This window comes from Paenarthrobacter sp. TRD_SC_7 (assembly GCF_056156245.1).
The window spans coordinates 1,911,047-1,936,691 of sequence record NZ_CM149587.1 but is presented as its reverse complement, the minus strand read 5'-3'; the positions used below and the strand labels follow the sequence as shown (position 1 = coordinate 1,936,691).

Annotated in this window: 30 protein-coding genes and 1 tRNA gene; 14 read left to right on the top strand and 17 right to left on the bottom strand. The window is 62.6% G+C overall.

Annotated elements, in window-relative coordinates; genetic code table 11:
* Positions 1-5: 5 nt before the first annotated feature.
* From AC0J5Z_RS09415 to AC0J5Z_RS09405, 3 genes are read right to left on the bottom strand one after another with little or no spacing between them, the layout of a single operon-like run.
* Entirely contained in the window at positions 6-164 is a 159-nt protein-coding gene (locus AC0J5Z_RS09415) for a hypothetical protein (protein WP_475038820.1), read from the bottom strand.
* A gap of 35 nt (positions 165-199) precedes the next feature.
* Positions 200-652: an NUDIX hydrolase gene (locus AC0J5Z_RS09410; RefSeq protein WP_475038819.1), complete on the bottom strand. Its 453-nt coding sequence runs from the start codon at positions 650-652 to the stop codon at positions 200-202.
* Between the two features lie 30 nt (positions 653-682).
* A complete protein-coding gene (locus tag AC0J5Z_RS09405; RefSeq protein WP_475038818.1) occupies positions 683-2,479 on the bottom strand; it encodes a glycoside hydrolase family 35 protein in 1,797 nt (598 codons plus the stop codon).
* A gap of 50 nt (positions 2,480-2,529) precedes the next feature.
* Here AC0J5Z_RS09405 and AC0J5Z_RS09400 point away from each other — a divergent pair, with 50 nt between their 5' ends.
* A complete protein-coding gene (locus AC0J5Z_RS09400; protein ID WP_475038817.1) occupies positions 2,530-3,561 on the top strand; it encodes a pirin family protein in 1,032 nt (343 codons plus the stop codon).
* A gap of 15 nt (positions 3,562-3,576) precedes the next feature.
* On the opposite strand, the gene AC0J5Z_RS09395 is transcribed toward AC0J5Z_RS09400, so the two are convergent.
* Positions 3,577-4,512: an N-acetylglucosamine kinase gene (locus tag AC0J5Z_RS09395; RefSeq protein WP_475038816.1), complete on the bottom strand. Its 936-nt coding sequence runs from the start codon at positions 4,510-4,512 to the stop codon at positions 3,577-3,579.
* Positions 4,513-4,553: 41 nt separating this feature from the next.
* Between AC0J5Z_RS09395 and AC0J5Z_RS09390 the strand changes: the two genes are divergently transcribed.
* A complete protein-coding gene (locus AC0J5Z_RS09390) occupies positions 4,554-5,585 on the top strand; it encodes a nitronate monooxygenase (protein ID WP_475038815.1) in 1,032 nt (343 codons plus the stop codon).
* On the opposite strand, the gene AC0J5Z_RS09385 is transcribed toward AC0J5Z_RS09390, so the two are convergent.
* Entirely contained in the window at positions 5,560-6,534 is a 975-nt protein-coding gene (locus AC0J5Z_RS09385) for a LysR family transcriptional regulator (protein WP_475038814.1), read from the bottom strand. The genes AC0J5Z_RS09390 and AC0J5Z_RS09385 overlap by 26 nt on opposite strands.
* Before the next feature lie 117 nt (positions 6,535-6,651).
* Between AC0J5Z_RS09385 and AC0J5Z_RS09380 the strand changes: the two genes are divergently transcribed.
* From AC0J5Z_RS09380 to AC0J5Z_RS09370, 3 genes are read left to right on the top strand one after another with little or no spacing between them, the layout of a single operon-like run.
* Entirely contained in the window at positions 6,652-7,863 is a 1,212-nt protein-coding gene (locus tag AC0J5Z_RS09380; RefSeq protein WP_475039643.1) for an MFS transporter, read from the top strand.
* A gap of 31 nt (positions 7,864-7,894) precedes the next feature.
* On the top strand, positions 7,895-8,536 hold the full coding sequence (locus AC0J5Z_RS09375; RefSeq protein ID WP_475038813.1) for a TMEM175 family protein: 642 nt from the start codon (positions 7,895-7,897) through the stop codon (positions 8,534-8,536).
* Between the two features lie 54 nt (positions 8,537-8,590).
* Positions 8,591-9,097, top strand: a complete 507-nt coding sequence (locus tag AC0J5Z_RS09370) for an Lrp/AsnC family transcriptional regulator (protein ID WP_475038812.1) — start codon at positions 8,591-8,593, stop codon at positions 9,095-9,097.
* A gap of 10 nt (positions 9,098-9,107) precedes the next feature.
* On the opposite strand, the gene AC0J5Z_RS09365 is transcribed toward AC0J5Z_RS09370, so the two are convergent.
* Positions 9,108-10,343, bottom strand: coding sequence for an MFS transporter (locus AC0J5Z_RS09365; protein WP_475038811.1), 1,236 nt, complete (start codon positions 10,341-10,343; stop codon positions 9,108-9,110).
* Between the two features lie 172 nt (positions 10,344-10,515).
* On the opposite strand from AC0J5Z_RS09365, the gene AC0J5Z_RS09360 reads away from it, so the two are divergent.
* From AC0J5Z_RS09360 to corA, 3 genes are read left to right on the top strand one after another with little or no spacing between them, the layout of a single operon-like run.
* Positions 10,516-11,031, top strand: a complete 516-nt coding sequence (locus tag AC0J5Z_RS09360; RefSeq protein WP_475038810.1) for an Lrp/AsnC family transcriptional regulator — start codon at positions 10,516-10,518, stop codon at positions 11,029-11,031.
* An 18-nt stretch (positions 11,032-11,049) separates the two neighbouring features.
* Positions 11,050-11,475: a DUF1761 domain-containing protein gene (locus AC0J5Z_RS09355; RefSeq protein WP_475038809.1), complete on the top strand. Its 426-nt coding sequence runs from the start codon at positions 11,050-11,052 to the stop codon at positions 11,473-11,475.
* Between the two features lie 10 nt (positions 11,476-11,485).
* Positions 11,486-12,481, top strand: coding sequence for a magnesium/cobalt transporter CorA (gene corA / locus AC0J5Z_RS09350; RefSeq protein ID WP_475038808.1), 996 nt, complete (start codon positions 11,486-11,488; stop codon positions 12,479-12,481).
* A 48-nt stretch (positions 12,482-12,529) separates the two neighbouring features.
* Here corA and AC0J5Z_RS09345 read toward each other — a convergent pair whose 3' ends face one another.
* From AC0J5Z_RS09345 to AC0J5Z_RS09320, 6 genes are read right to left on the bottom strand one after another with little or no spacing between them, the layout of a single operon-like run.
* Complete coding sequence (locus AC0J5Z_RS09345; protein WP_475038807.1) at positions 12,530-13,060, bottom strand: ferritin; 531 nt, start codon at positions 13,058-13,060, stop codon at positions 12,530-12,532.
* Between the two features lie 54 nt (positions 13,061-13,114).
* Complete coding sequence (crcB, locus tag AC0J5Z_RS09340) at positions 13,115-13,486, bottom strand: fluoride efflux transporter CrcB (RefSeq protein WP_475038806.1); 372 nt, start codon at positions 13,484-13,486, stop codon at positions 13,115-13,117.
* A complete protein-coding gene (locus AC0J5Z_RS09335; protein ID WP_475038805.1) occupies positions 13,483-13,926 on the bottom strand; it encodes a fluoride efflux transporter FluC in 444 nt (147 codons plus the stop codon). Before AC0J5Z_RS09335 ends, crcB begins: the two co-directional genes overlap by 4 nt.
* Positions 13,913-14,434 carry a universal stress protein gene (locus AC0J5Z_RS09330; protein WP_475038804.1) on the bottom strand — a complete coding sequence of 174 codons (522 nt, stop codon included), beginning with the start codon at positions 14,432-14,434 and terminating at the stop codon, positions 13,913-13,915. Before AC0J5Z_RS09330 ends, AC0J5Z_RS09335 begins: the two co-directional genes overlap by 14 nt.
* Positions 14,435-14,457: 23 nt before the next feature.
* Positions 14,458-16,167 (bottom strand): ABC1 kinase family protein, encoded by a 1,710-nt coding sequence (locus AC0J5Z_RS09325; protein ID WP_475038803.1) that lies wholly within the window; start codon positions 16,165-16,167, stop codon positions 14,458-14,460.
* Between the two features lie 3 nt (positions 16,168-16,170).
* A complete protein-coding gene (locus tag AC0J5Z_RS09320; RefSeq protein WP_475038802.1) occupies positions 16,171-16,707 on the bottom strand; it encodes a PadR family transcriptional regulator in 537 nt (178 codons plus the stop codon).
* Positions 16,708-16,946: 239 nt separating this feature from the next.
* On the opposite strand from AC0J5Z_RS09320, the gene AC0J5Z_RS09315 reads away from it, so the two are divergent.
* From AC0J5Z_RS09315 to AC0J5Z_RS09305, 3 genes are all read left to right on the top strand, one after another.
* Positions 16,947-17,438, top strand: coding sequence for a DUF2306 domain-containing protein (locus tag AC0J5Z_RS09315; protein ID WP_475038801.1), 492 nt, complete (start codon positions 16,947-16,949; stop codon positions 17,436-17,438).
* A 190-nt stretch (positions 17,439-17,628) separates the two neighbouring features.
* The gene (locus AC0J5Z_RS09310; RefSeq protein ID WP_475038800.1) at positions 17,629-19,179 is read left to right on the top strand and encodes a purine-cytosine permease family protein; all 1,551 of its coding nucleotides are present in this window, start codon (positions 17,629-17,631) and stop codon (positions 19,177-19,179) included.
* Complete coding sequence (locus AC0J5Z_RS09305; RefSeq protein WP_475038799.1) at positions 19,172-19,780, top strand: TetR/AcrR family transcriptional regulator; 609 nt, start codon at positions 19,172-19,174, stop codon at positions 19,778-19,780. Before AC0J5Z_RS09310 ends, AC0J5Z_RS09305 begins: the two co-directional genes overlap by 8 nt.
* A 334-nt stretch (positions 19,781-20,114) precedes the next feature.
* Here the strand turns inward: AC0J5Z_RS09305 and AC0J5Z_RS09300 are convergent.
* From AC0J5Z_RS09300 to galU, 5 genes are all read right to left on the bottom strand, one after another.
* Positions 20,115-20,187: transfer RNA gene (locus tag AC0J5Z_RS09300), tRNA-Ala, on the bottom strand.
* 37 nt (positions 20,188-20,224) lie between these two features.
* Entirely contained in the window at positions 20,225-21,025 is an 801-nt protein-coding gene (locus tag AC0J5Z_RS09295; protein ID WP_475038798.1) for an SDR family oxidoreductase, read from the bottom strand.
* A gap of 6 nt (positions 21,026-21,031) precedes the next feature.
* The gene (locus AC0J5Z_RS09290; protein ID WP_475039641.1) at positions 21,032-21,916 is read right to left on the bottom strand and encodes a hypothetical protein; all 885 of its coding nucleotides are present in this window, start codon (positions 21,914-21,916) and stop codon (positions 21,032-21,034) included.
* Between the two features lie 145 nt (positions 21,917-22,061).
* Positions 22,062-22,673, bottom strand: coding sequence for a GNAT family N-acetyltransferase (locus tag AC0J5Z_RS09285; RefSeq protein WP_475038797.1), 612 nt, complete (start codon positions 22,671-22,673; stop codon positions 22,062-22,064).
* A gap of 6 nt (positions 22,674-22,679) precedes the next feature.
* Positions 22,680-23,612 carry a UTP--glucose-1-phosphate uridylyltransferase GalU gene (gene galU / locus AC0J5Z_RS09280; protein WP_475038796.1) on the bottom strand — a complete coding sequence of 311 codons (933 nt, stop codon included), beginning with the start codon at positions 23,610-23,612 and terminating at the stop codon, positions 22,680-22,682.
* Between the two features lie 60 nt (positions 23,613-23,672).
* Here galU and AC0J5Z_RS09275 point away from each other — a divergent pair, with 60 nt between their 5' ends.
* The 3 genes from AC0J5Z_RS09275 (at position 23,673) to cpaB (ending at position 25,631) form a co-directional block, all read left to right on the top strand.
* Complete coding sequence (locus AC0J5Z_RS09275) at positions 23,673-24,326, top strand: 5-formyltetrahydrofolate cyclo-ligase (RefSeq protein WP_475039639.1); 654 nt, start codon at positions 23,673-23,675, stop codon at positions 24,324-24,326.
* Positions 24,327-24,482: 156 nt separating this feature from the next.
* A complete protein-coding gene (locus tag AC0J5Z_RS09270; protein ID WP_475038795.1) occupies positions 24,483-24,755 on the top strand; it encodes an FmdB family zinc ribbon protein in 273 nt (90 codons plus the stop codon).
* A 66-nt stretch (positions 24,756-24,821) separates the two neighbouring features.
* Entirely contained in the window at positions 24,822-25,631 is an 810-nt protein-coding gene (gene cpaB, locus AC0J5Z_RS09265) for a Flp pilus assembly protein CpaB (protein ID WP_475038794.1), read from the top strand.
* The last annotated feature ends 14 nt before the right edge of the window (positions 25,632-25,645 follow it).

Below are 25,645 nucleotides of genomic sequence, written 5' to 3'. Positions count from 1 at the left end.
GCCGCCTACTTCTGGCAGGCTGATGCCGGGACAGGAATGGTGGGCTGATGACGGCGCACCGCTGCTGAGTGCGGGGCGCGCAAGATCGTGGCAATCATCAAATCCACCTCCTCGGCATCCTGGCCGGCAGCTTCTGTGCCGGCAACGAAATTCAGCGTAGCCAACCTTGTGCGACTTTGGCTAGGCCCTAGGGCGGTTTTTAGCTCAGCTTTCCGTCCGCCGGCCGTTCCATGCGCAGGCGAAGGGCCGTGTCCACCAAGGACACGCGGTTGAGTTTCTCAACATCCTTCAGGGGGATCCATGCGGCGTGCGTAGTGCTGCCATCCACCTCGTGCGTCAGTTCGCCACCCACCACCGTGGCCTCGTACACCAGCCGAAGTGCTTGGAAGTCCTTCACTGAGCCGTCCCGCCGCGTCTCTCCCGGCCAGTGGCCGACGTCGATCCCCAACATGCGTTCGATTCTGGCGTCATAACCGGTTTCCTCGAAAACTTCACGCCTGCAGCCGTCCACCGGATGCTCGGCCAGGTCAAGGCCTCCGCCCGGCAGGGTCCACCCTTCCTTGCCATCCTGCTTCCAGTACGCCAACAGGATCTTCTCTTCCTGGACAATCACTGCATAGGCGGCTGGGCGTGTATCGAACTGCAGGCTCATGCAGCCAGCATAAATCCTTGGGGCGGATCCCTACGGAAGCTCGGCCGCGGCGATCGGACCCGCTTCTTCGGGACCAAGCTCAGGAGCCTCGCGAAGTTCGACGACGGTTCCCGGCTTCCCGAGCTCAAGCACCTTAATGGTGTTGCGGCCGGCTTTCAGCAAAGGCGCCGGGGCATACAGGGTCACCTGCGGCCCTTTCTCCCAGTATCTGCCCAGGAGGAAGCCGTTGAGCCAGACGAAGCCCTTGCCGGAGTCGGGCAAGGCAATGTAGGTGTCGGCCGGTTCGCCAATCTCAAAGTCAGCTCCCGCCAGGCCCGCCAGGTCTTGCTGGGCCCATTCTGTGAGTGCCACAGGAGCCTGCGTCCAGTGGAAGGTATAGCGCTGGTTGATGAGGACGCCGCCCAAAATGCCCTTGCCATGGCCGGTGAGTGGTCCGTAGTTGATGCGGCCGAGGTTCTCCACCAGGATCTCGAGCTTGGCTGGAACGCCGGTGCCGGTGACGCTCAGTCCTTCAGCGCCGGTCACATCGTCCAGGACACCGGCGAAGTTGCCGTTCACCCACACATAGGCTCGGTCGTTCAGGCCCGTGATCTTCAGCCGGCTCTCCGTGGGAGCATCCGAACGGCCTGGCAGTATGGCGTCGGCGGCGTAGAGAACCATCCCGGCGTCGAGCCCCAGCTGCTCAAAGCTGAGGGGCTTGACGCTGCTGACAGGCTTCCCGGAATCCCGCACAAGCTCGAGCAGGTCCGGTCCGGCGGTCAAAGGCAGGGACTGCGCCGGAAGTACCGGCGCGTCAGCCAGCAACTCAACGGGGAGTTCGGGCAGGTCTTCGACGCCCTGCGACCGGAAGAACTCCTGGCGGAAGGCATGGAACTTGGGCGTCAGTGCACCGTTCTCGGCGATGGGTGCGTCGGAGTCGTAGCTGGTAACAGTCGGCTGCAGCATCGTGCCGTCGTGATTGCTGCCGGAGGTGAGGCCAAAGTTGGTCCCGCCATGGGCCATGTAGGCACAAAGCGAGCCCCCGAGATCGAGCATCTTGCGTGCTTCCAACGCTGCGTCCTCGGCGTCCCGGCGGTGATGGTGTTCGCCCCAATGGTCGAACCAACCGCCCCAGAACTCGACGTTGAAGAACGGCTCGCCAGGGCGGCGTCGCTGCCAAGTAGCTACCGCCTCGTCACCCCGGCTTCCCAGCGTTGCCGTCGCCCAGGTTCCCTCGATGGAACCGCCGTCAAGGAAGTAGTCCGTGCCGCCGTCCGCCGTGAACAGGAGCTCAGTGATGCCGCGATCCTCCAGAACGCGTCGATTCCAGCGGATGTACTCGTGATCGTCGCCGTAGCTGCCGTATTCGTTTTCAATCTGCACGGCCACCACAGGACCGCCCGCTGACGCCTGCCGTGAGGCGACGATCGGAAGCAGCTGATCAAACCACTCCTCGATGGCACTGGTGAACACCGGGTCCATGCACCGAAGGCCGATGCCCGGGATACCTGTCAGCCACGATGGGAAGCCACCGTTGTCCCACTCCGCACAGATGTAGGGGCCGGGCCGGACGATGACGTCCAGCCCTTCCTCGGCAGCGAAGTCGATGAAGCGCCCCAAGTCCCGCCAGCCACTGAAGTCCGGAGCCTCATCGCCCTTAGGCTGGTGGAAGTTCCAAGCGACGTACGTGTCCACCGTGTTGGCGCCCATCGCTTTAAGTCGACGCAGCCGGTCCTGCCACAGGTCCGGGTGAACACGGAAGTAGTGGATGGCTCCGGCGAGGATGCGATACGGTTCACCCGAACGGTAAAGGACGGCGTCGTGGTAGCTCAGCAGGGCGTTGTTCACGTGGAACAGATTAGCTCAATTTCCAACATTTATGCACAGGCGATGATCACATGACCAATCTTGATACTTCCCCAGCACAGGAAGTATGCCCCGCGGCGCCGGAAGGTCAAGGTCCATGCGTTCAGCTGTGGCCCGAACGTGAAGTTCCTTTGGGTGGCGTACGGGCCATGAACGTCATGAGGACGCTGCCCCAGCGGGGACTGCCGACCGTGGGTGCCTGGTGTTTCCTGGACAGCTTCGGGCCGGACCGGGTGGCCATGAGTGTCCTCCCCCATCCGCATTGCGGGCTCCAAACGGTCACTTGGCCCATGGAAGGCGCCGTGCGGCACCGCGACAGTGTGGGCAGCGATGTGGTGGTCCGGCCGGGTGAGCTGAACATCATGACCGCGGGCCACGGGATTTCCCACTCGGAGTTCTCCGTCCTCCCTGCCACCACCGAGGCTGGGTCAAGTCCACTGGTGGCGGAAATTCCCGTCTCACGCGGACTCCAATTGTGGGTAGCCCTGCCCGAGGAGCACCGTCACCGCGCGCCGTCATTCGAACAGATCCGGGACCTGCCGGTGGCAGTGGGCGAGGGCTTTACCGCAACGGTGATGGTGGGAGAATTCGCCGGGCAGCGCTCCCCCGCCACGATGTTCAGCCCGATTGTTGGAGCCGATATCACCGGCACCGGCTTGCTTGAGTTGCCGCTGCGCCCGGACTATGAACATGCCGTGCTGGTCCTGGATGGCCACGTTGTCATCGACGGCCAGGACATCGACGCCGGGCCTCTGGCCTACTTGGGCGCCGGCAGGTCCAGCCTTGCCGTCGACGCGCAGCCGGACACCCGTTTCATGCTCCTTGGGGGCGAACCGTTCGGCGAAGACCTGCTCATGTGGTGGAACTTCGTAGGCCGGACACACGAGGACGTGGAAAAGGCGCGCGAGGAATGGGAAGCCGAAGGATTGCTCGACGACGACGCTGCCGCCACCTCGCGCTTCGGCTTTGTCCCCGGCCATGGGCCCGATGCAGGGCCGGAAGCTGGCCGCATTCCCGCTCCGCCGCTTCCGGGCGTCAAACTGCGCCCCCGCACGCGCGGCTAGGCACACTCTGTACTGCTAGGCCCGCTGCTCCGCTACGAGCCGTGGGACGCCGAACACCGGATCCTGCTGAAGAATGCGCACATCAGTGATGCCACTTTCGGCCAGCTTGGATTTGAACGCTTCCTGAAGCCGCGGGACGTTCATGCCGAGCCCGCTGCCGAGGATCACCGGACCGTCGAGGCCCAGCTGACGAACCGCTTGTTCGGCGAGGTCCGCCAGGTCGCGGCCCGCTTGCTCCACTAATGCCCTGCTTGTTTCGTCACCTGCGTCGGCAGCCTCCACTACCAGCCGGGCCTGCTGCGCCCAGTAGCGGCGGCCGGTGTCCGGCGAGTGGAACAGGGCAATCAGCTTCCCTGGTTCCTCCACACCGCACGAGGCCAACAGTGCACGGCTGAGCTGATCGGGCTGCAGCCCTTGATTCATCCGGCGCAGGCTGTGGCGGACTGCCTCGCGACCCAGCCAGTAGCCACTTCCTTCGTCACCCAGGAGATAGCCCCAGCCACCCGCCCGGGCTTCCTCGCCGGCGTCGTTCTTTCCCCACGCGGCTGAGCCGGTGCCGGCAATTACTGCGACGCCTGCGCTCGCTCCCCCGGCTGCCAGCAGCAGGCGGGAATCGTGAACCACCGTGATGCGCGCACCGGACGCATGGGGTGCTATGAGGTCGGCGAGCGCCTGGGCATCCTCATCGGTATCGATCCCACCTGCACCGGCGTACACCTCGTCAACGTGGCCGCCTCCGATCTTGCCGAACAACTCAGCAAGGTTGGCCGCGGCCACCTCACGGCTGACATTCTGGACGTTGGAGCTGCCGGCGGTCTCATCACGGACCGCCGCCCCGTTGTCGAATCGCACGCCACGGGTTTTCGTGCCGCCGATGTCGAGCCCGATGACGGTGCCGCTCACGGCTTCCGGATGGGCGTGGGAATGCTGGGCAGAGTCAGGATTGTTCACCGTGAAAGACTAGCTTGGAGCGCCCGGAGGAGAAACCGCACATGCCCGAACCCCTGTTTGCTACACCGTTTATTGCAGCCCCCATGGCCGGGGGAACGTCCACGCCAGAGTTGGTGCAAGCAGTTCATGAGGGTGGTGGGCTGGGTTTCATCGCAGCCGGCTACAAGAGCCCCGAAGCCATGACTGCCGAAATGGCCGCCACGCGGGTACTCAACGTCCCGTTTGGCATGAACTTGTTCGTACCGGACCCGGCTCAGCTCCCGCCTGGCCCTGAAGCACGGGCGCGTCTTGAGGCGTATCGGGCCGAGCTGGAGCCCGAGGCCGCCCGCTACGGCGTGACGCTACCTGGCCTTCGGCTCGATGACGACGACGCATGGCAGGACAAGATCGATGCCCTTTTGGCTGACCCCGTCGAGTTTGTGAGTTTTGCGTTTGGCCTTCCCGGAAGGTCGCTGGTCAAGGCGCTGCAAAAGGCCGGCACCACTGTTATCTCCAGCGTCACCAGTGTCGAGGAAGCTCTTGCTGCTGCGGAGGAGGGGCCGGACGCCATCGCTGTCCAGCACAGCTCGGCAGGCGGACACACTGCGGCGTTCCTGCCTGGCAGCCGGGGACCTGCAGCCCATACGACGGCGGAACTGGTCACCAAGGTGCGTGCCGCCGTCGGACTTCCGCTGATAGCGGCAGGCGCGATCATGGACAACGCAGCGCTTCGTGAAGTGCTGGCAGCCGGTGCGGTGGCCGCCCAAGTCGGCACGGCGTTGGTTCGCACCGACGAAAGCGGCGCCCGGAAGCCACACAAGGACGCCTTGGGTGATCCGGCATTTAGGGAAACGGCAATGACCCGGGCATTCACGGGACGATGGGCACGTTCGCTGGTGAACGAATTCGTCCGGGCTCATCGGGACGCGCCGGAGGGCTATCCGGCCATCCACCACCTCACCAGCCCCGTCCGGGCCGCGTCATCCGCAGCCGGAGATCCCCACCGCCTCAACCTGTGGGCAGGGACTGGCTGGCAGCAGGCCCGGGAAGGTTCCGCGAAGGACGTCGTCAGGGAGTTCCTGAACGGGCTCTGACAAGTTCGGCGAGCAACTCTCCGCCCTCGGAGACCACGAGTTCCCGGAACAGCCTGACAGCGTCCGGCTCGAAGCTTCGCTCCCGCCAGGTGATGCCGATCTGCCGGAACGCCAGGTCCGATTCGATGGCCACTTCCACGAGCCCAAGTTCAGCTTTCGGGAGGAACTGGCCTGTCCCTGAGCCGGGTCCCGCTGGCGGCAGGATGCTGAACCCCAACCCGGCGGAGACCAGTCCACGGGCGGAGGTGGACTCTTGGACTTCAAAAGCGATCCGGGGCCGGAATCCGGCTTCCCGCAGGAGCGCCTCCCCCAGCGCCCGCAGGCCCACCCCCTCCGGAAGCGTGATGTAGGGGTCGTGCCGTAGCTCGGAGAGGTGGACTCTGGACCGTCCAGCCAAGGGGTGCCGGTAGTGCAGCACTGCGCGCAACGGCTCGCGGTACAACGGCAGAGCGTGAATGCCCCGCCCCTCCGGCGCAATGGGTGCCGTCAACGCGAAGTCCATATCACCGCTGGCCAAGTGCTTCAGGCAATCGTCCCGCGGGCCCTGCCAGAGTTCGAACACCGTATGCGGGTGCCGGCCGCGAAACGCACTGATGAGCAACGGCAGCGTCGCTTCTCCAAACGTGTGCTGGAAGGAAATACCGATGCGCCCCCGGACCACGTCCGACTCGTGCCTGACCCTGTCCAGCCCGGCCTGAAAATCCTCCAACGCCGCCTCGATATAGGGCAGGAGGGTCCTCGCCGCGGGTGTCAGCCGGATGCCGCGACCGTCGCGGATCAGAAGGTCCATACCGACTATGGCACTGGCACGGGCCACAGCGCGGCTCACGGTGGACTGTGGAACGCCGAGGATCTCAGCGGTTTCCGTCATGTGTTCCGTGCGGCCGAGTTCAGCCAGAACTGGCAGAAGCGGAAGGAGTTGGACGAGCTGCTGATGATCCGGTTCCACGAGGCTCCTTCGCTGGCAAAGTCATTCATGCATTGGTGCATCAATAGTAAGCAACCTATGCATTGGAAAGCACAGTGGAGCGCGACCTAATCTGGCCGGGTGAGTAAAGCAATCACTATGGGCAGCGTTGAAATATGGGACGGGCACGTCAAAGGCTCCCGTGGCTACAGTCGCGTACTCGCCGCCCTGGCGCTGGCGGGCGTCGCCACCTTCGCCCAGCTGTACTCCACCCAGGCCGTGCTGCCTCTCATGGCTGCCGACCTTCAGATCACGGCAGCAGAAGCTGCCCTCAGCATCTCCCTCGCTACCGTTGGTCTAGCCGCCACAGTGCTGCCGTGGTCCTTCGTAGCCGACAGGATTGGCCGGGTGCGTGCCATGGCCATCGGCATCGCCGCCGCAACGGTGCTGGGCCTCTTGGTTCCCCTGGCCCCTACAGTTCCGCTCCTGCTGGGACTGCGGATGCTTGAAGGTATGGCGTTGGGCGGCATCCCCGCAATCGCTATTGCCTACCTGAACGAGGAAGTCACTAAAATCCACACGGCCCTGGCGGCCGGTAGCTACGTTGCCGGAACTACCTTGGGAGGACTCGCCGGACGCCTGGTAGCGGGCCCCGTTGGTGAACTGTGGGGATGGCGCGCCGCCGCCTTGGCTGTCTCCTTGCTCGCCACAGTAGCCGCCGTTTTGTTCGTGGTGCTTGTTCCCAAGCAACAGCGTTTTAGTCCGACCCCGGCCCTCGGCTTTCGCGGAGCCCTGCGGACCTTGGGCGGCCATTCCCGCAACCCGAAACTGTTGTCGTTGTACTTGCAGGCGTTCCTGCTGATGGGCGGCTTCGTTGCCGTTTACAACTACCTCGGCTTCCGATTGCATGCCGAGCCGTTCAGTCTCCCCGCCACCTTGGTCAGCCTCATCTTCCTGGCGTACTTGTCAGGGACCGTGAGCTCACGATGGGCCGCAGGACTGACCACCAGGTTTGGCAGGCGGAACGTGCTGGTGGCCGGCATCGGTGTCATGTCCGCCGGGCTGGCGCTAACTCTGATGGAGAACCTGGTAGCAACCTTGGCGGGCCTGGTGATCTTCACGGGCGGCTTCTTTGCCGCCCACAGCGTTGGTTCAGGATGGACAGGAGCCATCGCCACAACAGGACGCGCCCAAGCAGCATCGCTGTACAACCTGTCCTACTACCTGGGTTCCAGCATCATTGGCTGGGCCGGAGGACTCGCCTTTCAAGCGTTCGGCTGGCCTGTTTTGGCGTTGAGCGTCATTGCCCTATCAATCACGACGGCGGCAGTCACCTTGGTAGTGCACCGCCCCTCACGCCACTCGCGCTGATTTCAGCCGGGCTGCCCCTACAATCGGAGGCATGACACAGGTCACGAAAAGCCGGGAGCTGTCGTCGCCGGAGCGTTTGCAGGCGTTTACGGATGCCGTGGTGGCGATTGCGTTGACATTGTTGATCCTTCCGCTCATGGAAAGCGTGGGTGAACTGGCGGATCACCACGGGACCACGGCTGAGTGGTTGGCGGAGGAACAGTACGCCCTCCTCGGCTTTGTCCTGAGCTTCGTCCTCATCGCGGTTTTCTGGGTGCACCACCACAAGCTTTTCCGCAGCGTCAAGAGCGTTGACTCGGGCTTGTTGTGGTTGACGGTGGCTTGGATGTTCACCATTGTGGTGATGCCCGTAGCTACATCCCTGTCCACCCAGATGCAGTCTGACTGGGCCCAGCCCCTTGTCTACATAGGAACGCTGTTCGCCACCAGCCTGATGCTCTTGCTGGCGCGCATTTACCTGCGGTCCCATACCGACCTTCACGACTTGGCGGCAGTTGAGGTGAACTCCGGAATCAGGGCCGGTGCAATCGTTGCCGGACTCTTCCTTGCGGCCCTGGTTATGGCCCTTGCCATTCCGGGCGCGGGAAACCTGCCCCTGCTGTTGATGCTGCTCAGTGAGCCTCTCCAACGGCTGGACCGGCGAAGGGACCGCAGGACGCCCGGGAAACGATAGTCTCCTGAAGAATTCACGGATTAGGATGGACGAAAGGCAATTTCAGGAGGATCCGTGAGCAACCCCACGAAGAATGTTCGGTCAAGCACGGGCAGCGCAGAGCCGCTGGACGCGATCGATGAACGAATCCTCGCAGCGTTGGTGGACGATGCCCGTATCTCCAACAAGCAGTTGGCTGAGCTCGTGGGGATCGCCCCCTCCACGGCCCTGATGCGGACCAGGGCGTTGTCCGACCGCGGAATCATCGAGGGCTTCGAAGCGGTCCTGAGCCTGCCTGCTATCGGTCGGTCGGTGCAAGCCCTCATTGCTGTTCGCCTTCGAGCACACGACCGCGACCAGATCGATCGCTTCACAGCACGTGTTCCCAAGCTTCCGGCGGTCATCTCCACCTTCCACACCACCGGTTCAGTGGACTATCTGCTGCACATCGCCGTCGCCAATACTGATGACCTCCGCAACTGGCTCCTGGACAACCTCGCTACCGACCCCGTCGTCGGCCACACGGAAACCACAATGGTCTTCCAGCACATCCCGGGAAACCGCGGGCCGCTGCCGGACTGAGCGGCGAAGGTCAGGAACGCAGTGAGCTCCGAAGTGACACGCCCGCGAGCGTCAGCGCAGCCAGGCCGCACAGTGCGGTGAATCCCACGACGGCGGCCTGCAGGCCGAGTGCCGAGACAGCCAGTCCCAGCCCAATCACCGGAACAGCACTGCCCAGGTAGGTGATGACGTAGACCGTGCTGATGACTTGGGCATGGCGGGCGGCTTCCACCTTCCCGGCAACCTCGTTGAATACCTGCCGGAAAGCGATCCCTTGGCCCACTCCTGCAGTGAGGCTGGCAGCCACCAGCAGCCAAGGGCTGGACCACGCTGCGGCCGCCCCCACAAGAACCACCGAGACACCCAGCACAGCAAGTGCCACAGGGACAACGAAGCGTCCGCGCGCACCCAACAGCTGGCTCAGGGCTGAGGCACCCAAAGTGACGCCGGCAAGCAATCCGATCAGGGGCCTGGAATCGGCGTGGACCACGCTGGCGAAATACCCAGGTGCCAAAGACAGGCAAAAGCCGAACACCGCGAAACTCAGGAACCCGGTGGCCGCCGCCATCCAGAACGCTCCGCGGGCCTCATGGGAGATAGACGGCTTCCTCGGGGCGAGGACCTTGAGTGGCTTCGGCCCTTCCGCCGGCGCGATGGCGGGCCTGGCTTTCAGCAGCCACAGGGGAATGAGCGCGGCAAGCAACACGGCTGAGTGGATGTAGTACGGGGTGCGTGTGGGGTCCGGCAAAAGCGACAAGAGGCCGCCGATTGCAGGGCCTGCGGCCACGCCTCCAGCAGAGGAAAGGAGCGTAAAGCGGGACGCCCAGTCGGGCCGCTGGGGCAACAGTTCGCGCAGGGCCGCGGAGCTGGCCCCGGTGGCGAGTCCAACAGCCACACCTTGCAGCGCCCGGCCCAGGGCCAACGAAACAAGCGAATCCGCATTCGCAAAGATCACGCCACCCGCCAAACCGACGAGGACGGCCAGCACCAGCGCAGCCCTTCGCCCGATGTGGTCCGACCAATGACCCGCCACCATGAGAACGGCTACGAGGGCAAGGACGTAACTCGAAAAGGCGACAGTCACGCCCAGCGAAGACATACCGAGCCTGGCTTGAAGCAAAGGATAAAGGGGCGTGGCGAGGTTGGCACCAACCAACAACGTAAAGATCACAACCCCGGCCAGGACGAGCCTGGCGGTGGTGGAGGCATCCCATCCCCAGCGTTCGGCGGTGGCCGGACGCATGCGGAGTTCGCTCAAGACAGTCATTTTCATGCCCTCGGACTCGGTTGCCGGCTCTTGGTTTCCTTGTGGGAAGTGCAACCCGGCTAAGTATTGATGGCAATAGAATGCAGTAGCGCTGATCTCAGAGAACCATATGAATGCAAAGATTGAGCAAAACACTCAAAGTAATACGAGCCAAGTGAGCTGGAGTGACCATTTGAACACCCTTGACCCCATGGACCTGAAGATCCTCCTGGAACTCATCAAGGATCCTCGCATCCAGATCGCCGAGTTGAGTGACGAATTGGGCATAGCGCGTAACACGGCCCAAAGCAGGGTCAAGCGCCTTCTCCGTTCCGGCGTGCTGCAGGCAGCCGGGCGGGAAGTGGACCTCGAAAAGGTGGGGTACGACGTCGTCGCTTTCGTCACCATTGAAGTCACCCACCGGGAACTCGACGGCGTCATTGGCGCCTTGCGCCTGATCCCCCAGGTGTTGGAGGTTCATGAAATTTCCGGACGCGGCGATCTGTGGTGCCGGGTGGTGGCGACGGATACGCACAACCTGCAGTCAGCCTTGCGCTCAGTGCTCCGCACCAAGGGAGTCATCAGGACCGAAACAGTGCTGGCCCTGCACACCCATATCCCATACCGCACTGAGCCGCTCATCGGGAGGATGGCAACAGCACCAACACGGTCAAGGCAGGAGGGCCGGAGCGCCGGGTCGGGGGTCTGAACGGACTAGGATCTAGGCATGGATTGGCTCTCACACATTTCCCAGATCAACTGGCTTGCCGTACTTCTGGCCTTCGTTTCAAGCATGGTGATCGGCTTCGTCTGGTACATGCCGGCTGTGCTTGGTCGCAGGTGGATGCAGGCTATCGGCAAGACCGAAGACGACCTCAAAAACATTGAAGGCGGCGCCGGCATTTGGGTTCCCATGATGGTGGCAGCGGCCCTGACCAGCATCCTCCTCGCTGTCCTCATCAGCGCACTGGACCTCAACACCTTCCTTGCCGGCGGTTTCTTCGCGCTGATCCTTGCCCTCATATTCCGTGCCGGCGGTCACGTCATTCACAACGGCTTTGCCGGGCGCCCATCCGCAGTGACCGTTATCGACTCCGGCCACGACATCGTGGCTATGACCATCGCGGGCGCCATCATCGGAGCCATGCAGTAGCGTTCAACCAGTGACCATTATTGACAACGCCGTATATGTAGACGGCGTCCGCACCGCCACCCCGCACAACCTCGAACAGACGTTTGAGACGCTCTCGGAACATGGCGGCATGGCCTGGATTGGGCTGTACCGCCCCACCAAGGACGAGATGGCAGCAGTCGCCCAGGAATTCGGACTCCATGAACTCGCTGTAGAGGACGCGGTCTCTGCGCACCAGCGGCCAAAACTGGAGCGCTACGACCACAATCTGTTTACGGTCCTGCGGCCGGCCCGGTACTTGGACGAAACCGAAACCGTTGAGTTCGGCGAACTCCACATCTTCACCGGACCGAACTTCGTGGTGACCATCCGGCATGCAGAAACCGGTGGCGTGGCCCGAGTGCGCAAGCGGCTCGAGGAACGCCCGGACCTCCTCCGGCATGGACCGGAGGCCGTGCTGTACGCCCTCCTGGACCAAGTAGTGGACGACTATGCCCCAGTGGTTGCAGGCCTGGAAAACGACATCGACGAAATTGAAGACCAGCTCTTCAGTGGTGACAGCGCCGTCTCACGCCGTATCTATGAGCTCGCCCGCGAAGTCATCCAGTTCCAGCGGGCCATCCATCCCCTGCCGGACATGATGGTACTGCTGGAGAAGGGCTTCGAAAAGTACGGCGTGGACATTGAGCTGCAGCGCTCCCTCCGTGACGTCGAGGACCACGTCCAGCGGGTGATCTCCAGGGCAAACTCGTTCAGGGACCTCCTTCAGAACGCCCTCACCCTCGATGGCACGCTGACCGCCAATCGCCAGAACGAGGCCAGCGCCGCCCAAAACGAGCAGGTCAAGAAGATCTCGTCCTGGGCCGCCATCCTCTTCGCTCCATCTTTCGTGGCGGGCGTCTACGGAATGAACTTCGACCATATGCCGGAGCTGCATTGGGACTTCGGCTATCCCTTGGCAGTCGGCCTTATGTTCGGCGCCGCCTTGCTCATGTACGTCATCTTCAAACGCAAAGGCTGGTTGTGACGCCTACCCTCAGGAGGCCCCTTGCGATATGCGGCCTGAAGACGGCGGTTAGATGACGCCGCCGGCGGCGGATGGAGCGCTGGAGTCATGGCCGCCGTCTCCTACGGCTTCGCGGGCGACGTAGTTCTCGATGTCGAAGAGGTTCTCTGCCCGTTCGGTGATGTTCAGCAGGGTAGTCATGGAAGCGACTTCTTCAACCTGCTCCTTCAGGAACCACAGCATGAACTGCTCACCCAAGGCATCACCCTCTGCACGGGCAACCCGGAACATCTCCTCAATGTTCCGGGTGACTTCCTTTTCCTGCTCCAAGGCAAGCGCGATGGGTTCCTTGGCATTGGTGAAGTTGTTGCGTACCGGGGCGATGCCTGGGATGTCCACGTGGACATTGCGGTCCAGCATGTACTGGACCATCATCATGGCGTGGTTGCGCTCTTCCAGGGACTGGCGGTAGAAGTGACGGGCCAGCTGCGGCAGATCCTCGCCGTCAAAGTACACAGCTACTGCGATGTATTGCTGGGAGGCCGCAAACTCATTGGCGACCTGGGCGGACAACAGCTCATTGAAAGTCTTCTTAGCCATGGCTCGATCCTACAGCCGGGCCATGACACTCCGGCTGGTGAGGTTCGCCACTGTTCAAGGCAGCAAAAAGCTGATTCCTACCCCGGCCGCAGCGGAAAGAACGCTGGCCGCCATGGATCCCAATCCGTTGATAAGTGCCAGGCCCGTCCTTCCACTTTGGACCAGCCGGATGGTTTCCAGGCTGGCCGTGCTGAAGGTGGTGTATCCGCCCAAAAAGCCTGTCCCCAGGATCATGAACACGGACTCGGGCGCTTGGCCACGCATCACCAGTCCGGCAAGGAACCCGAGCGCCAAGGAACCTGAAACATTGATCAGGATGGTTCCCCACGGGAGGGCAGTCTTGAGGCGTTGCCTGATCAAACCGTCCACAACGAACCTGACCGCTGCGCCGGCTCCACCCGCGAGCGCGAGGAGTATGACCGTCACGCCTGACGTCCAGTTACGCGGCGATGATGCCAGGCCCCCAACCATATGCCCGCAGTAGTGGCCGCTGCTCCACCGAGCAAGCTCGCGGCAAGGTACCCGGCGGCTCCAGGTGCCTCATCCGCCGTGAACAGGTGAACTGCGTCCAAAGCCAAGGTACTGTACGTCGTGTAGGCGCCCAGGAACCCCGTACCCAACGCGAGCCGCAGAACCCGGCGACTGCCGACGTCGGGCCCTCTGCGGGAGAGTCCTTCCAGTAAGGCGCCTAGCGCCAGCGCGCCGGAAAGATTGATCACCAAGATAGGAAGCGGCCACGCCCCCGGCGCCGGTATCACCTGTCCGAGGCCGTACCGCGCGAGCGCTCCGAACACCCCGCCGGCCGCCACCATGCCGATGAAACCCCACTGAAGATGAACTGGACGTTTTGCCTCAGTCGTCGTCATCGTCGTCCGGGACCCGGGGGTTCACGGGAACAACGAGCACAGGCACGTCTTGGCGATGGAAAAGATGCCGGGCCACGGAACCCGCCGTCAACTCTTTGAGCGCGGCAGTCAGTTTATGCTCACGCGTGCCCACCACGATCATGGAAGCGCCAATATCCCCGGCCTCACGTGCCAAGGCGCGCGCGGGCTCACCCGCCAGCGGCACAATGGACCACTCGACGTCCCGGCCAGCCAGTTGTTCGGCGATGGTCGCCTTCAGTGATTCAGGGATCCCTTGGACGTCGTCAACGCCATCCGGATCAATCGGGGCTGCCGGCCCGCCGGTAGTTCCGTCCACGGGATACACAGTGACATCCGCATATGCGCAGACCAGCGGAAGGCCCGCGGTGGCGGCAACCTGTGCTGCCTGCTCCACGACGACGTGGTGTTGCCCGGGCATCACGCCAACCAGGATGGGGCCGGACATGTTGCCGGTGGCCTCGGGACGCGGGGCGGGGGTCTCAGTCACAGGGCAATTCTACGACGGCTCTATCACCAGTTCCGGCGCCCCGACCACAAGCCATACAGCAGAGGAACCGCCGACGCGATCATCAGCACGTTGCCCAGCACCAAGTCGTCCGCTCGAATCACAGAACCAGCCACCAACATTGCTCCGAAGATCAGGGCACCTACTGCTCGCCTGGCCAAGACGATAAGCCGGGTCATTTGTCGTTCCAGGCGGCGGTTGGATACCTGCAGAGAGCCGTCTTCGAGTTTGGTGACCAGCCCGTCCAGCCGTTTCGGCAGGCGCAAGGCGACCGCGGCGGCGTCGAACGCCTGAGCTGCAAGGTCATTGACGAGGTTGCCACGCTCATCGCGCAGCAACTGCGCCGCGTATGGTTCCACTGAGTCCCACAGGTTGAAGCGTGCGTCCAGCGAGCTGCACACCCCCGACGTCAGCGACATGGCACGGATGATGAGTAGGAAATTCTCCGGCAACTGAAACGGGAGGGATCTGATCACGTTGCCGAACTCGGCCCCAAAATCGAGGAACTCCCGCGGATCCACTTCCCGAAGTTCGGCGAAGCCCATGCCGCCAAAGCGCGCGAAGAGCTGCGTCATGGCCCGCTCCAACTCCGCGGTGTCAGCCGATGGCATCAGTACGCCGACATCGCTGATAGCGGCCACTAGGCCCTTCCCATCCCGCGAGGCAGCCGCGATCAGGAGTTTTCGCAATCCGCTTCTGGTCTTCGCAGGAACTTCACCCATCATCCCGAAATCGATGAACGTCAGTTTCCATGGATGTTCCGCCGAGCCGGCATAGGGTGTGACAAAGATATTGCCGGGGTGCGGATCGGCATGGAAGAAGCCGTTGGTGAACAACTGGTCAAACATCACGGACGCAAAAACAGGGGCAACCGCCGCAGGATCGATCCCCGCCATTCGAAGCGCCTCCGCATCCGTGATCTTGATGGCTGTGACGTCTTCCAGGGTGAGTACACGGCGTGTAGTCCGTTCCCAGACGACCCCCGGTACCGTCACGCGGTCGTCGTCGGCGAAGTCAGCAGCAAATCGCTCTGAATTTGCAGCCTCATTCAGGTAGTCGATTTCCTCAAGGCTGGTCTGGGCAAACTCTTTTATGAGTGCCGGTACATCGGCGCGGTTCGAGACGATGCGGATGCGGCTGAGCCAGCCGCCCACTTTCCGCAAGGCGGCCAGATCGACGTCCACGATTGTATCGATGCCCGGCCTCTGCACTTTGAAAACCACGCTGCTAAGGCCAGTGTCCTCCGCGTTGCCGGGGAGCAATTTCGCCCGGTGGGCCTGTCCGAGAGATGCCGCGGCGATCGGCGTCTCCTCGATCGAAGCGAACACGGCTTCCAGGGCCGCGCCTAGTTCGGTCTCAGCAAGAGCGCGGATGGCAGGGAATGGTACCGGTGGCACCTCGTCCTGGAGCCCTTCCAGTTCGGTGGTGATTTCCGGTGGCAGCACGTCAAGGCGGGACGACATGAACTGGCCCACCTTGATCATCAGGCCACCGAGCTCGACGGCGAGCCCATGGAAGCGCTGCGCGAAGCGCTTCATCCTTTGGGCGCGGTTGCGTTCAGTCAGTCTGCGCAGGCCCACGCGAGGCAGGAACAGCTCGAACCACCACGTCATTGCCAGGTGCCAAGCTGCAAATCGCAGGATTCTACGATAACGGGCACGGGCGTCCCCCGCGCCAGGCCTTGGAATTGCCCGGTCGCGCCGAACCGACGTCACCCGTTAGTCCTGGGCGAGGATCGAGTACAGCCGGCGACGAGCGTCTTCCAATACCGTCACAGCCTCCTGCACCTGCTTGGGTGTCCCGGTTCGCCCCACCTGGGCCGCTGCCTGGGCAAGCTCCATGCCTGCCTTGGGGAGTGCGGCGAAGCCCGGTGTGTTTCCCACGGACTCCCAGGGTGCTGCCGTTTCGGCGCTTGCAACATCCTCCCGGCCCGCTTCTGTGAGTGAATAGATTTTGCGTCCGTTGGATTCCTCAGCGCTGACAAAGCCTTCATCGGCCAGTAACTGCAGCGTGGGGTAGACGGAGCCCGCGCTGGGCTTCCAGCTTCCTCCGCTGCGCTCCTCAATTTCACGGATGATCTGATAACCATGCATGGGCCTCTCGGAGAGCAGAACCAGAATTGCCGTGCGTAACTCGCCTCTGCCCGCACGGGACCCAGCGCGCTTGTCGAACCGGGACCGGAACTCCTCAACGGCCTGCCACATGCTATCGAGGTTGTTTCCCATGAATCCGCCTGCGGGAAATGAATTGTGCATCAAGCTCACCTCAGTCGATCGCGAACGATACCTAACGATAGTTAACGATATAAGCGGGGGTGCGCTGAATCAATGGATTAGAGCCTAGCTGGCGGGATCGTAGTGAAAGCCCGCACCTTGCGCGCACCGGCAAGCGGTCGCGCCCTGCCCGGGCGTGGGGTTCCATTCCCTTCAAACACTGCGGGCTGCGTCTGTTCACGATCGCACCTCGGACTACCTAGCCCCGCTACGCTGGCCCTATGCCTCCGTGGACCTTCCTCATCGCCCTGCACGCCATCGCAGCGGGCTACGCCCTGATCTTCGGCGCCCTGAACCTGCTCCGCCGCAACAAAGGCAGCACAGCGCACAAGATCCTGGGCCGGATTTGGGCGGTGGCCATGTACGTCGTCATCCTCTCCTCGTTCGGGATCCGGACCATTGACGGAGGATTCAATTGGCTCCATGCGCTTTCTGTCCTGACGTTTTGCACGCTGACCATGGGCTTGTGGTCCATTCGGAGAGCCAACATTCGGGCGCATCAGCGGTTCATGACCGGCAGCTATTTCGGACTCGTCGGCGCGTTCATCGGCGTCATTGCCGTGCCGGATCGAAGGCTTCCCCAGATGGCCATCCACGACTTCGCAGGCCTCACTGTCTGGGTGGCGGCGCTTGCACTCACTGCTGGGCTGACCGTCGCCGGCCTGATGCAACTTCGTCCGAAGGCCGCGCCCGGGATCGGCAACCGAAGGTAGCGCAAGGTGCCACATGATGCACATGCCAGGTGTGGTTACCCCCGACAAAAAAGCGCCACAGCAACAGCCAAGAAGTAACCGTCGGTGGAGCGCAAATCCAGGAAGGACACCCTGCCCCGGCGCGCCCTATTCTGACTTCACCCAACGAATGTCTTGACTGAAAATTCAGTCAGGATCTATAGTGAAGGCCATGCATCAACGTGATGTAGTTCACGAAAGGCTTTTCATGTTCAGCACGCGCTTCCGCAAAGACGCGGATTCTGTAGGTGCCGCGTCCACGCACAAGGACCGCTTCGGCCGTATTGAGTCAGTCGGTATTGAGTTCATTCCCGACGAACAACGCACTTCCCGCCCCCGGAACCTGTTCACTGTCTTCTTCGGGGGAAACTTCGCCTTCTCGGTCATCGTTTTCGGCTGGCTTCCCATTACCTTCGGGCTGGACTTCGCCGGTGCGGCCTCGGCCAGCCTCACGGGTCTCATTGTGGGTACGGCCTTGATCGCCCCGATGGCCTTGCTTGGGCCCCGGACCGGGACGAATAACACCGTTTCGAGCGCGGCACACTTCGGCATCCGCGGACGGCTGATCGGCTCGGCCCTGACCCTGCTGTTCGCCCTTGCCTACGCAGCCATCGCCGTTTGGACCTCGGGCGACGCTCTGGTGGCCGCCGCTGAGCGGCTGCTGGGCGTGCCCGTTGACGGCACCACGCTGGCGATTGGCTACGCCGTCATATCCGTAGAAATCGTATTGGTTGCCCTCTTCGGACACGGCACGGTGGTCGCCATGCAAAAGTTTGTCGCCCCGGTGGTTGGCGTTCTGCTGATCCTCGGCGTCGTTGCTTTTGCTCCCACGTTCAGCCCCACCTCGCATGCCGACTACCTTCTGGGCGACTTCTGGCCTACCTGGATATTGTCCGCCGTCATTTCGGTCGGCGGCCCACTATCCTACGCACCCACGCTCGGTGACTACAGCCGGCGCATCTCCAGGAAGGCACACCCAGACCGGTCCGTGGTTAGCGCTACCTGCCTCGGCGTGTTCCTTGGCCTGTTTGTCACAGCCCTTTTTGGCGCGTTCACAGCCTCGGCCATTCCGGAACTCGGCGGCTCTTACGTCGCGGACCTGGTGCGCTCGGCACCCGCGTGGTACCTGCTGCCAATCCTCATCATCGCCTTGGCAGGCGGGCTCGGCCAGGGCGTCCTCAACCTCTACGCCAGTGGCCTGGACCTCGAAGCTCTCTTCCCGCGGCTGCGCCGCATTCACACCACACTCATAACCTCCGTCGCCGCCGTGGGACTGTTGTACCTTGGCGTCTTCGTGTTCAACGCGGTGGACTCCATCACCGCAATGACTCTTGTACTCAACGGCTTCGCCGGCCCCTGGGTGGCGATCAACGTCCTGGGCTTCCTGGTTGCCCGACGCGGCAACTACTACGCCCCGGACCTTCAACTCTTCCGCGCCGACGGACCGCGCGGCCGGTATTGGTTCAACAACGGTTGGAACCTCCGGGCCGTGATCCCTTGGGCCATCGGATCAGCTTTCGGCCTGCTGGCCACGGACACATCCCTTTACACTGGTCCGCTTTCGCACCTCGCTGGCGGCATCGATCTCAGCTTCCTTGGGTCCACAATCATCGGGGCCCTCGGCTACCTGGCAGCACTCCGGATCTGGCCTGAACCGCCCGCGGTCCGGACCGGGACGGCACAGGAGCGGGGTGAGCACGTATTACTGTCAAACCATGACTGACAAACTAGCCAAGATCCTCACGGCCGCCACCACCTGCATTGCCAGGAACGGTGTCCGGGGAATGAGGGTCAACGACGTTGCAAAGGAAGCCGGAGTCTCCCCCGGGCTTCTCTACTACCACTTCACCGACCGGGCCGGCCTCCTGGCTGCGACCCTTGACCACATCAACAAGCAAGTCGGCAAGGACGACGCCCCGACCTCACCTGACCCCCAAGACAGAGACCGGCGCATCAGGCACCTGCTCCTTGACGAAATCAAGGACGACGCAGATGTCCGCCGTAATTCGGTGGCGTGGAACGAACTCCGAGCCTGCTCCATCTTCGAACAGGAGCTGGCGGAACCCCTTTCCCGTACTACCGCGGATTGGAACAGCGAAATCGCCCACGCCCTCATGGGTGTAAGCGAAGGGATCAGCGAGGACGAAGCCTCAGACACTGCTGAAATCCTCACCAGCCTCGTGGAAGGACTCTCCGGCCGCTGGCTCAACGGGATCATCACCACCGACCACGCGCGGTCCTTGCTGACTAAGGCACTCGACTCCCTCACCGCAACACGCCCGACCACCTTGCAGGCACCTGTCGGACAACGCTCGGCCAAATGAACCACCCAGCTCACGTACAACCCCTCATCGACCGACGCGATTCCAAACGAATCCCACGATCATGTGAGGCCCCCTAGGTTCCAGACAGGAAACACCGCCATGGACGTCATTCACAACACAGCACCACCCGGCAACCCCTCCGCGTGGTCCTCATCCGGCACCGGGCACCACGTTCGACAGTTGACGTGACGAGGCGGAAGGGTTCCATGAAAGACATAGGTACGACCCTTGTCATTTCACTCATCGAAGCTAACCAATCGCTTACTCCGGGGATCGAGGATTTCGAGTAATGGACGCTGATGAAACTTGCCCCAGTGACGGCAGCCGCCAAATGTGGAGCTAAGGAGATTCGAACTCCTGACCTCTTCGATGCGAACGAAGCGCTCTACCAACTGAGCTATAGCCCCTAAACCGAGCCTCAATTGCCCGGCCAGTGTCCCTAGGCTACAAACTTTCCCTACGCTTTTCCAACCACGACACGAAAGTCTCCGTGCCGTACGGCTGCTCCGAACTCAGGTTGTGGCCGGCCCGAAGGAAGTCACCCATCGGCCCGGGCAAGGGCAGCTCAACAATCTTCCCCCGCGCGCCGGTTACCGACTTCCAGGTCTCTGCCATCTGCCGCATGGTCAGAGTTTCCGGACCAACTACCGTGACCACTTGATGCTGGTCATCGGGCGAATCACCCCGAGCCGCCTCAAGCAAGGCGGCTGCAACATCTGCAGGCGAGATCGACTGGAACCTGGCACCTTTGAAGCTTGGGACAAGCCGTACCTTGGCCCCGGCTGCGAAGATCGTTGCCACCAGTCCATGGAACTGCGTCGACCTGACCACCACGGTCTGTAGGGGCGACTCAGTGTACTTCCGTTCCTTGGCCGCCTTGGAGGCGTAATAGGAGTAGGAGCTCAGATCACAGTTGATGATGGACAACGCCACGGCCTTGCGAACACCGGCCAGGTGTGCAGCAGCGAGAAGCCTGGCGCCGCCGTCGGCGAATTCCTTTTGGGCCTTGCCGAACTGTCCCTCAAGGCAATCAATAACGACGTCGGCGCCCGTCACTGCGGCCGCCAAGCCTTCGCCGGTGGTGACGTCGCCCGCAAAGTAAGTGGCGCCGTCGTCATGCTTCGAGGAACCGAGAGGCGGCACATTGCGGCTAAGAACGGAAACTCTGTGCCCTGCCGCCAAGGCAATCCGGACAACCTCACGGCCTACCTGGCCGGTGCCGCCCGCAACGCACAGGCTTGTCATGGCAGGTTAGGCGCGGCGACGTTGGAGGACATCGTCCAAGTTGCTCAAGGCACTGTGGCCCTTGGCAACTACAGCGGCTGCAGCCTCGGCCTGTTCCACGCTTTGCTTCAGGACAGGCTTGCCCACGGGCTTTGGTGCTTCGGGGAGATCCAACGGCTCAGGAGCCGGACGCGACGCTTTTGCAGCAGCTACGTAGGTGGGCTTCGGGACCTCGACGGGCTGCCAGCTGGCACCCTTCGAATCCTTGGCGGCCTCAGCGGACTTGTCTCCTGCGGCAACAGCCACGGCAAGTGCTGCTTGCCGCAGTTCGACGGCGGACAAGCGAGCGGCCTCACGGCTGGTGGCTTCGGCGTCGAAAACCGTGGTTTCCTTCGAACCCGCAACCGGTTCCTTCGGCAAGTAGCGCGCTGGAGTCGGGATGGGCGAGGCCTGAGCAGCGCGGCGCGCCCTTCGTTCGCGAAGATCCCGCAGCGCGAGCTTCCGCAAAGTTACGACGGCGAGAACCGCACCTATGAGCGACACCAGCGGCAACCAGATTGTACCGATTCCAAGAATTCTCAGAACGCCGGAAACCGCTGCTGTCACCAGCAAGGCAAGGCCTGCCAATGCCAGCGTGAGCCGGGCATAACGGATGGTGAACGGAGTGGTGGGCGCCTTCCTAAGGGACGGCTCCGCCGCACTGGATTCCTCGGGCGACGCGGGTGCTTTGCTGTGCATGGTCTCCATCGGTTTCTCCTGCTGAGGTGCCAAAGTCATTACCACCCCTGCCTGCGTTTCGTCTGGTTCGTCATCAAAAGCCTCTACTGGAACAGCGGCCGTTTGGACTTGTTGCCGCCTGTTCCGCAAAACGTAGGGCGCCACCCAGACCATCCACAGCGCGACAGTGACCACGAGTATCACTGAGCTGCTGAGAGGGAAGTCCACATTCAAAACCGTAGAAGCAAATCGCCGGGGGCGGCGGCATTGCGGCCGGTGTGTCGTCGGCGAGTCCGCAAATGACTGGAGATAAGAGCAAAAAGCCCGATGACCTGCCCGTTTATCCTCTGAGCCACCGACGCAAAAGTCCTTCTGGAACTTCCTCGGACGTCAGTGCAAAAGAGCGGTGGTCAGCCCATTCGCCATTGATGTGCAAGTAGCGCTCCCGATAGCCTTCGTCGCGGAATCCAAGCTTTTCCACCACCCTCAAACTCGGTGAGTTCTCGGGCCTGATGTTGATCTCCATACGGTGCAATCCCAGCACCCTGAAGCAGTGGTCAGTTGCCATCGCAACCGCGGTTGGTGCGATGCCGTGCCCGGCACGGTCCTTATCGACCCAGTAGCCAAGAGTGGCCATCATCGCCGATCCCCACACGATGGATGAGACAGTCAGTTGCCCTACGATCTTTGGTTCGCTAAGGCCATCAATTCGCTCAACAATGAGGAACGGCAGGGCGCTTGATTGGCGGGCCTGTTCATTCAAGGAACCCACCATTTGGCGGTAGCTGGGCAGGCGCCCACCCGGAGCCGGGTTGGACGCCTCCCACGGTGCAAGCCACTCACTGTTCCGCGACCGGACTTCGGACCACTCCCGCTTGTCGCGGTAGCGGATAGGTCGAAGCAGCAGGTCTCCGCTTTCCAGCGTCACCGGCCAGATCGCAGAGCCGTACATTCCGGGTTATTTGGGGAGCGAGGCTGTAAAGTTGGGCAGCCACTCACGAAGCTCAGGACCGAGGTCATCGCGTTCGCAGGCAAGCTCGATGCACGCCTTGAGGTAGCTGAGCTTGTCACCGGTGTCGTAGCGGCGGCCTCGGAAGACGACGCCGTAGACGCCATAGCCTTCGCCCTCGCCGGCTGCGAGCACTTCAAGGGCGTCCGTCAGCTGGATCTCTCCTCCGCGTCCGGGGGCAGTCTTCTCCAGGACGTCGAACACGGCCGGGTGGAGCACATAGCGTCCGATCACGGCAAGGTTTGACGGTGCTTCTTCCGGAGACGGCTTCTCGACGAGCTGCTTGATGCGCACGTAGCCATCCTCGCCGTTGTCCTCCACGTCAGCACATCCGTAGGCGCTGATCTTGGAAGGCTCCACCTCAATGAGGGCAACCACGGAACCGCCGGTCTTCTGCTGAACAGCGATCATTTCGCTCAGCAGGTCCTCGCGGGCATCGATCAGGTCATCGCCAAGCAGGACGGCGAAGGGCTCGTAGCCAACGTGCTGCTTTGCACGAAGGACAGCGTGGCCCAAGCCGTTGGGGTCGCCCTGGCGGACGTAGTGGATGTCACCCAGGTTGGTTGCGGACTGAATGGCCTCAAGCTTGGCGGTGTCGCCCTTTTCAGCCAATGTGGCTTCCAGTGCCGGCACACGGTCAAAGTGGTCTTCCAGTGCCCGCTTGCTGCGTCCCGTGATCATCAGGACGTCATGCAGGCCCACCTTGACTGCTTCTTCGACGACATACTGGATGGCGGGCTTGTCCACCACGGGCAGCATTTCCTTCGGCATCGCCTTAGTGGCGGGAAGGAACCGGGTGCCGAGGCCCGCTGCGGGGATGACGGCCTTACGGACAGCGTTGTTTTCTAGAGTCACCGGACTAATGTAACGGAAGGAACACATCAACGGCTAAACCCCTCGCCGCGCCGGGACGCACATTTCGTTCCGGATGGACAGCCTCTGCTGCTCTCCAGGCAGGGCGAACCTCACGATCGGACACAGATGGCATCGAAGGAAGACATCCGCAGCAGCCGGCGATTGCACAGGCGGACCCTTACTCCGGAGTACATAGCGAATGCGGGCGAGTCGCTTGCGCGGCACGGGACTGGCTGGGCGGCGAACATCTCCCCCGGCACGACTGCCACCTTCGCCGTGTATGTAGGCGTAGCTTTCGAGCCGCCCACCCTCCCCCTCATCAATTCACTGCACGAAGCCGGGCACCGGGTACTGTTGCCCGTTTGCGAACCCGGCCGACAATTGAGTTGGGTGTATTGGACACCTTCCACGGCCTTTGTCAGGTCCTCCTATGCGCCTATAGACGAACCCGAGGGTGAACGTTTGGAAAGCTCGGTGATAGCCGGAGCCGCGGGGATCTTCATGCCCGCCACCGCAGTGGACCGGGACGGCAACAGGATCGGCCAAGGCGGCGGCTACTACGATCGGCTCCTCCAAGGCCTCGATGCTTCCGGCCAACGTCCGCCCACCATCGCAGTGGTGTACGACGACGATTTGTTGCCTTCATGCTCCATTCCCGCCGAGGCGTTTGATCGCCCAGTGCGTCAGGTGCTGACTCCGTCGGGCATCGTGCAGCTCCACGACGGTGTGGGACCCCACTGAACGCCCTTGGCCTGGCAGGTGAGGTCTGGCACATCCCCTGGTACATGCCACAGTGACCGATGATAGAATTGGCACTCAGGCCCTGCGACTGCTAAAAGCGGAAATTCTCCGCCGTTGCTGCACAGGACCTGAACTTTGTCCTAAAGGAGGAACTCAGTGCCAACATACGCATACGCCTGCAAAGACTGTGACCATGCCTTTGACATCGTCCAGTCCTTTTCTGACAGCTCCCTGACGGAGTGCCCCGAATGCAAGGGCTCGCTTCGGAAGAAGTTCAACAGCGTAGGCGTCGTCTTCAAGGGCTCCGGGTTCTACCGGACTGATTCCCGCGATGCCAAGGGCAGCACAGTTTCCGCTGCACCAGCCGCCCCGGCCGCTCCCTCGTCGGCACCTGCAGCCGCACCGGCAGCCGCAGCGGCAGCCAACTAACCGGGTTTTCCACATAGGGCACCGGGCCGCTGTTACGTCGCCCGGGCCGCTGGCTAACGTGGCGGCATGCCACTTACGTCACGCAGCGCCCTCCTCGCCCGCGCCGAGCGTTCAGCAGCAGCCTCCGGTAGTTGGCCACCGCTGAACCGTACGCCCGCCCGGGCACCCCATTCCCCTGTCGGACGCACTTCAAGCTCTGGCCGGTATCGTCCGGGAGACCGTGGGGGTCAACGGCGGCCGCGAGCCGGATTCCGCTCTTGGATTGCACGCAACCGCCGCTTGGCAGTAGCGCTCCTGCTGTGCGTGGCTGCTGGCATCGCAGTCCAGCAACTCACCCCTGCCGCGGAGCAGCGCGTGGGCATCGTAGTAGCAGCCCGCGACCTCCCAACGGGTACTAGCCTCACCGAAACTGATTTCACCAGTGTGGGGGTTCCCGCGGACCTCGCGATTACCGGGGCTGTGGAAAACGTCGGCACCCTTGTTGGCCGCCAACTCGCGTCGCCCCTTGGCAGAGGGCAGATCCCTACAGAGTCGAGTCTGCTGGGTCCTGGTCTCCTGACGGGGGCACCCATGGGCTCGGCAGCGGTTCCCCTCCGGATGGCGGACCCCGCGTCCATCCAGCTACTCTCTCCCGGCCAGCTGGTGACGGTAGTCCTCACAGCAGCGGGCTCCTATGACGAGGCCAGGCAAAGCCAGGTCCTGGCCGGCCCGGTGCCCGTCCTCTGGACGTCAGCCCAGGGCGGCAAGCCTGGCGAATGGCTAGGGACAGGCGACACCGACGGCCTGGTGGTGGTGGCAGCCGATCCCCAGCAAGCAGAAAAGCTTGCCGGCGCATCAACGCAAGGCAAGCTCTTCTTTGTTTTGGTCAGTCCTTGATGGGCGGCTCAGCT

Coding starts and splice junctions, on each gene's coding strand:
- galU (WP_475038796.1), bottom strand. CDS start 23,612: ATGTGTTCCTTCCGTTACATTAGTCCGGTGACTCTAGAAAACAACGCT.
- AC0J5Z_RS09375 (WP_475038813.1), top strand. CDS start 7,895: ATGACACAGGTCACGAAAAGCCGGGAGCTGTCGTCGCCGGAGCGTTTG.
- AC0J5Z_RS09320 (WP_475038802.1), bottom strand. CDS start 16,707: ATGCACAATTCATTTCCCGCAGGCGGATTCATGGGAAACAACCTCGAT.
- AC0J5Z_RS09305 (WP_475038799.1), top strand. CDS start 19,172: ATGACTGACAAACTAGCCAAGATCCTCACGGCCGCCACCACCTGCATT.
- cpaB (WP_475038794.1), top strand. CDS start 24,822: ATGCCACTTACGTCACGCAGCGCCCTCCTCGCCCGCGCCGAGCGTTCA.
- AC0J5Z_RS09380 (WP_475039643.1), top strand. CDS start 6,652: ATGGGCAGCGTTGAAATATGGGACGGGCACGTCAAAGGCTCCCGTGGC.
- AC0J5Z_RS09355 (WP_475038809.1), top strand. CDS start 11,050: ATGGATTGGCTCTCACACATTTCCCAGATCAACTGGCTTGCCGTACTT.
- AC0J5Z_RS09315 (WP_475038801.1), top strand. CDS start 16,947: ATGCCTCCGTGGACCTTCCTCATCGCCCTGCACGCCATCGCAGCGGGC.
- AC0J5Z_RS09335 (WP_475038805.1), bottom strand. CDS start 13,926: ATGACGACGACTGAGGCAAAACGTCCAGTTCATCTTCAGTGGGGTTTC.
- AC0J5Z_RS09295 (WP_475038798.1), bottom strand. CDS start 21,025: ATGACAAGCCTGTGCGTTGCGGGCGGCACCGGCCAGGTAGGCCGTGAG.
- AC0J5Z_RS09390 (WP_475038815.1), top strand. CDS start 4,554: ATGCCCGAACCCCTGTTTGCTACACCGTTTATTGCAGCCCCCATGGCC.
- AC0J5Z_RS09400 (WP_475038817.1), top strand. CDS start 2,530: ATGACCAATCTTGATACTTCCCCAGCACAGGAAGTATGCCCCGCGGCG.
- AC0J5Z_RS09285 (WP_475038797.1), bottom strand. CDS start 22,673: ATGTACGGCTCTGCGATCTGGCCGGTGACGCTGGAAAGCGGAGACCTG.
- AC0J5Z_RS09345 (WP_475038807.1), bottom strand. CDS start 13,060: ATGGCTAAGAAGACTTTCAATGAGCTGTTGTCCGCCCAGGTCGCCAAT.
- AC0J5Z_RS09365 (WP_475038811.1), bottom strand. CDS start 10,343: ATGACTGTCTTGAGCGAACTCCGCATGCGTCCGGCCACCGCCGAACGC.
- AC0J5Z_RS09410 (WP_475038819.1), bottom strand. CDS start 652: ATGAGCCTGCAGTTCGATACACGCCCAGCCGCCTATGCAGTGATTGTC.
- AC0J5Z_RS09310 (WP_475038800.1), top strand. CDS start 17,629: ATGCATCAACGTGATGTAGTTCACGAAAGGCTTTTCATGTTCAGCACG.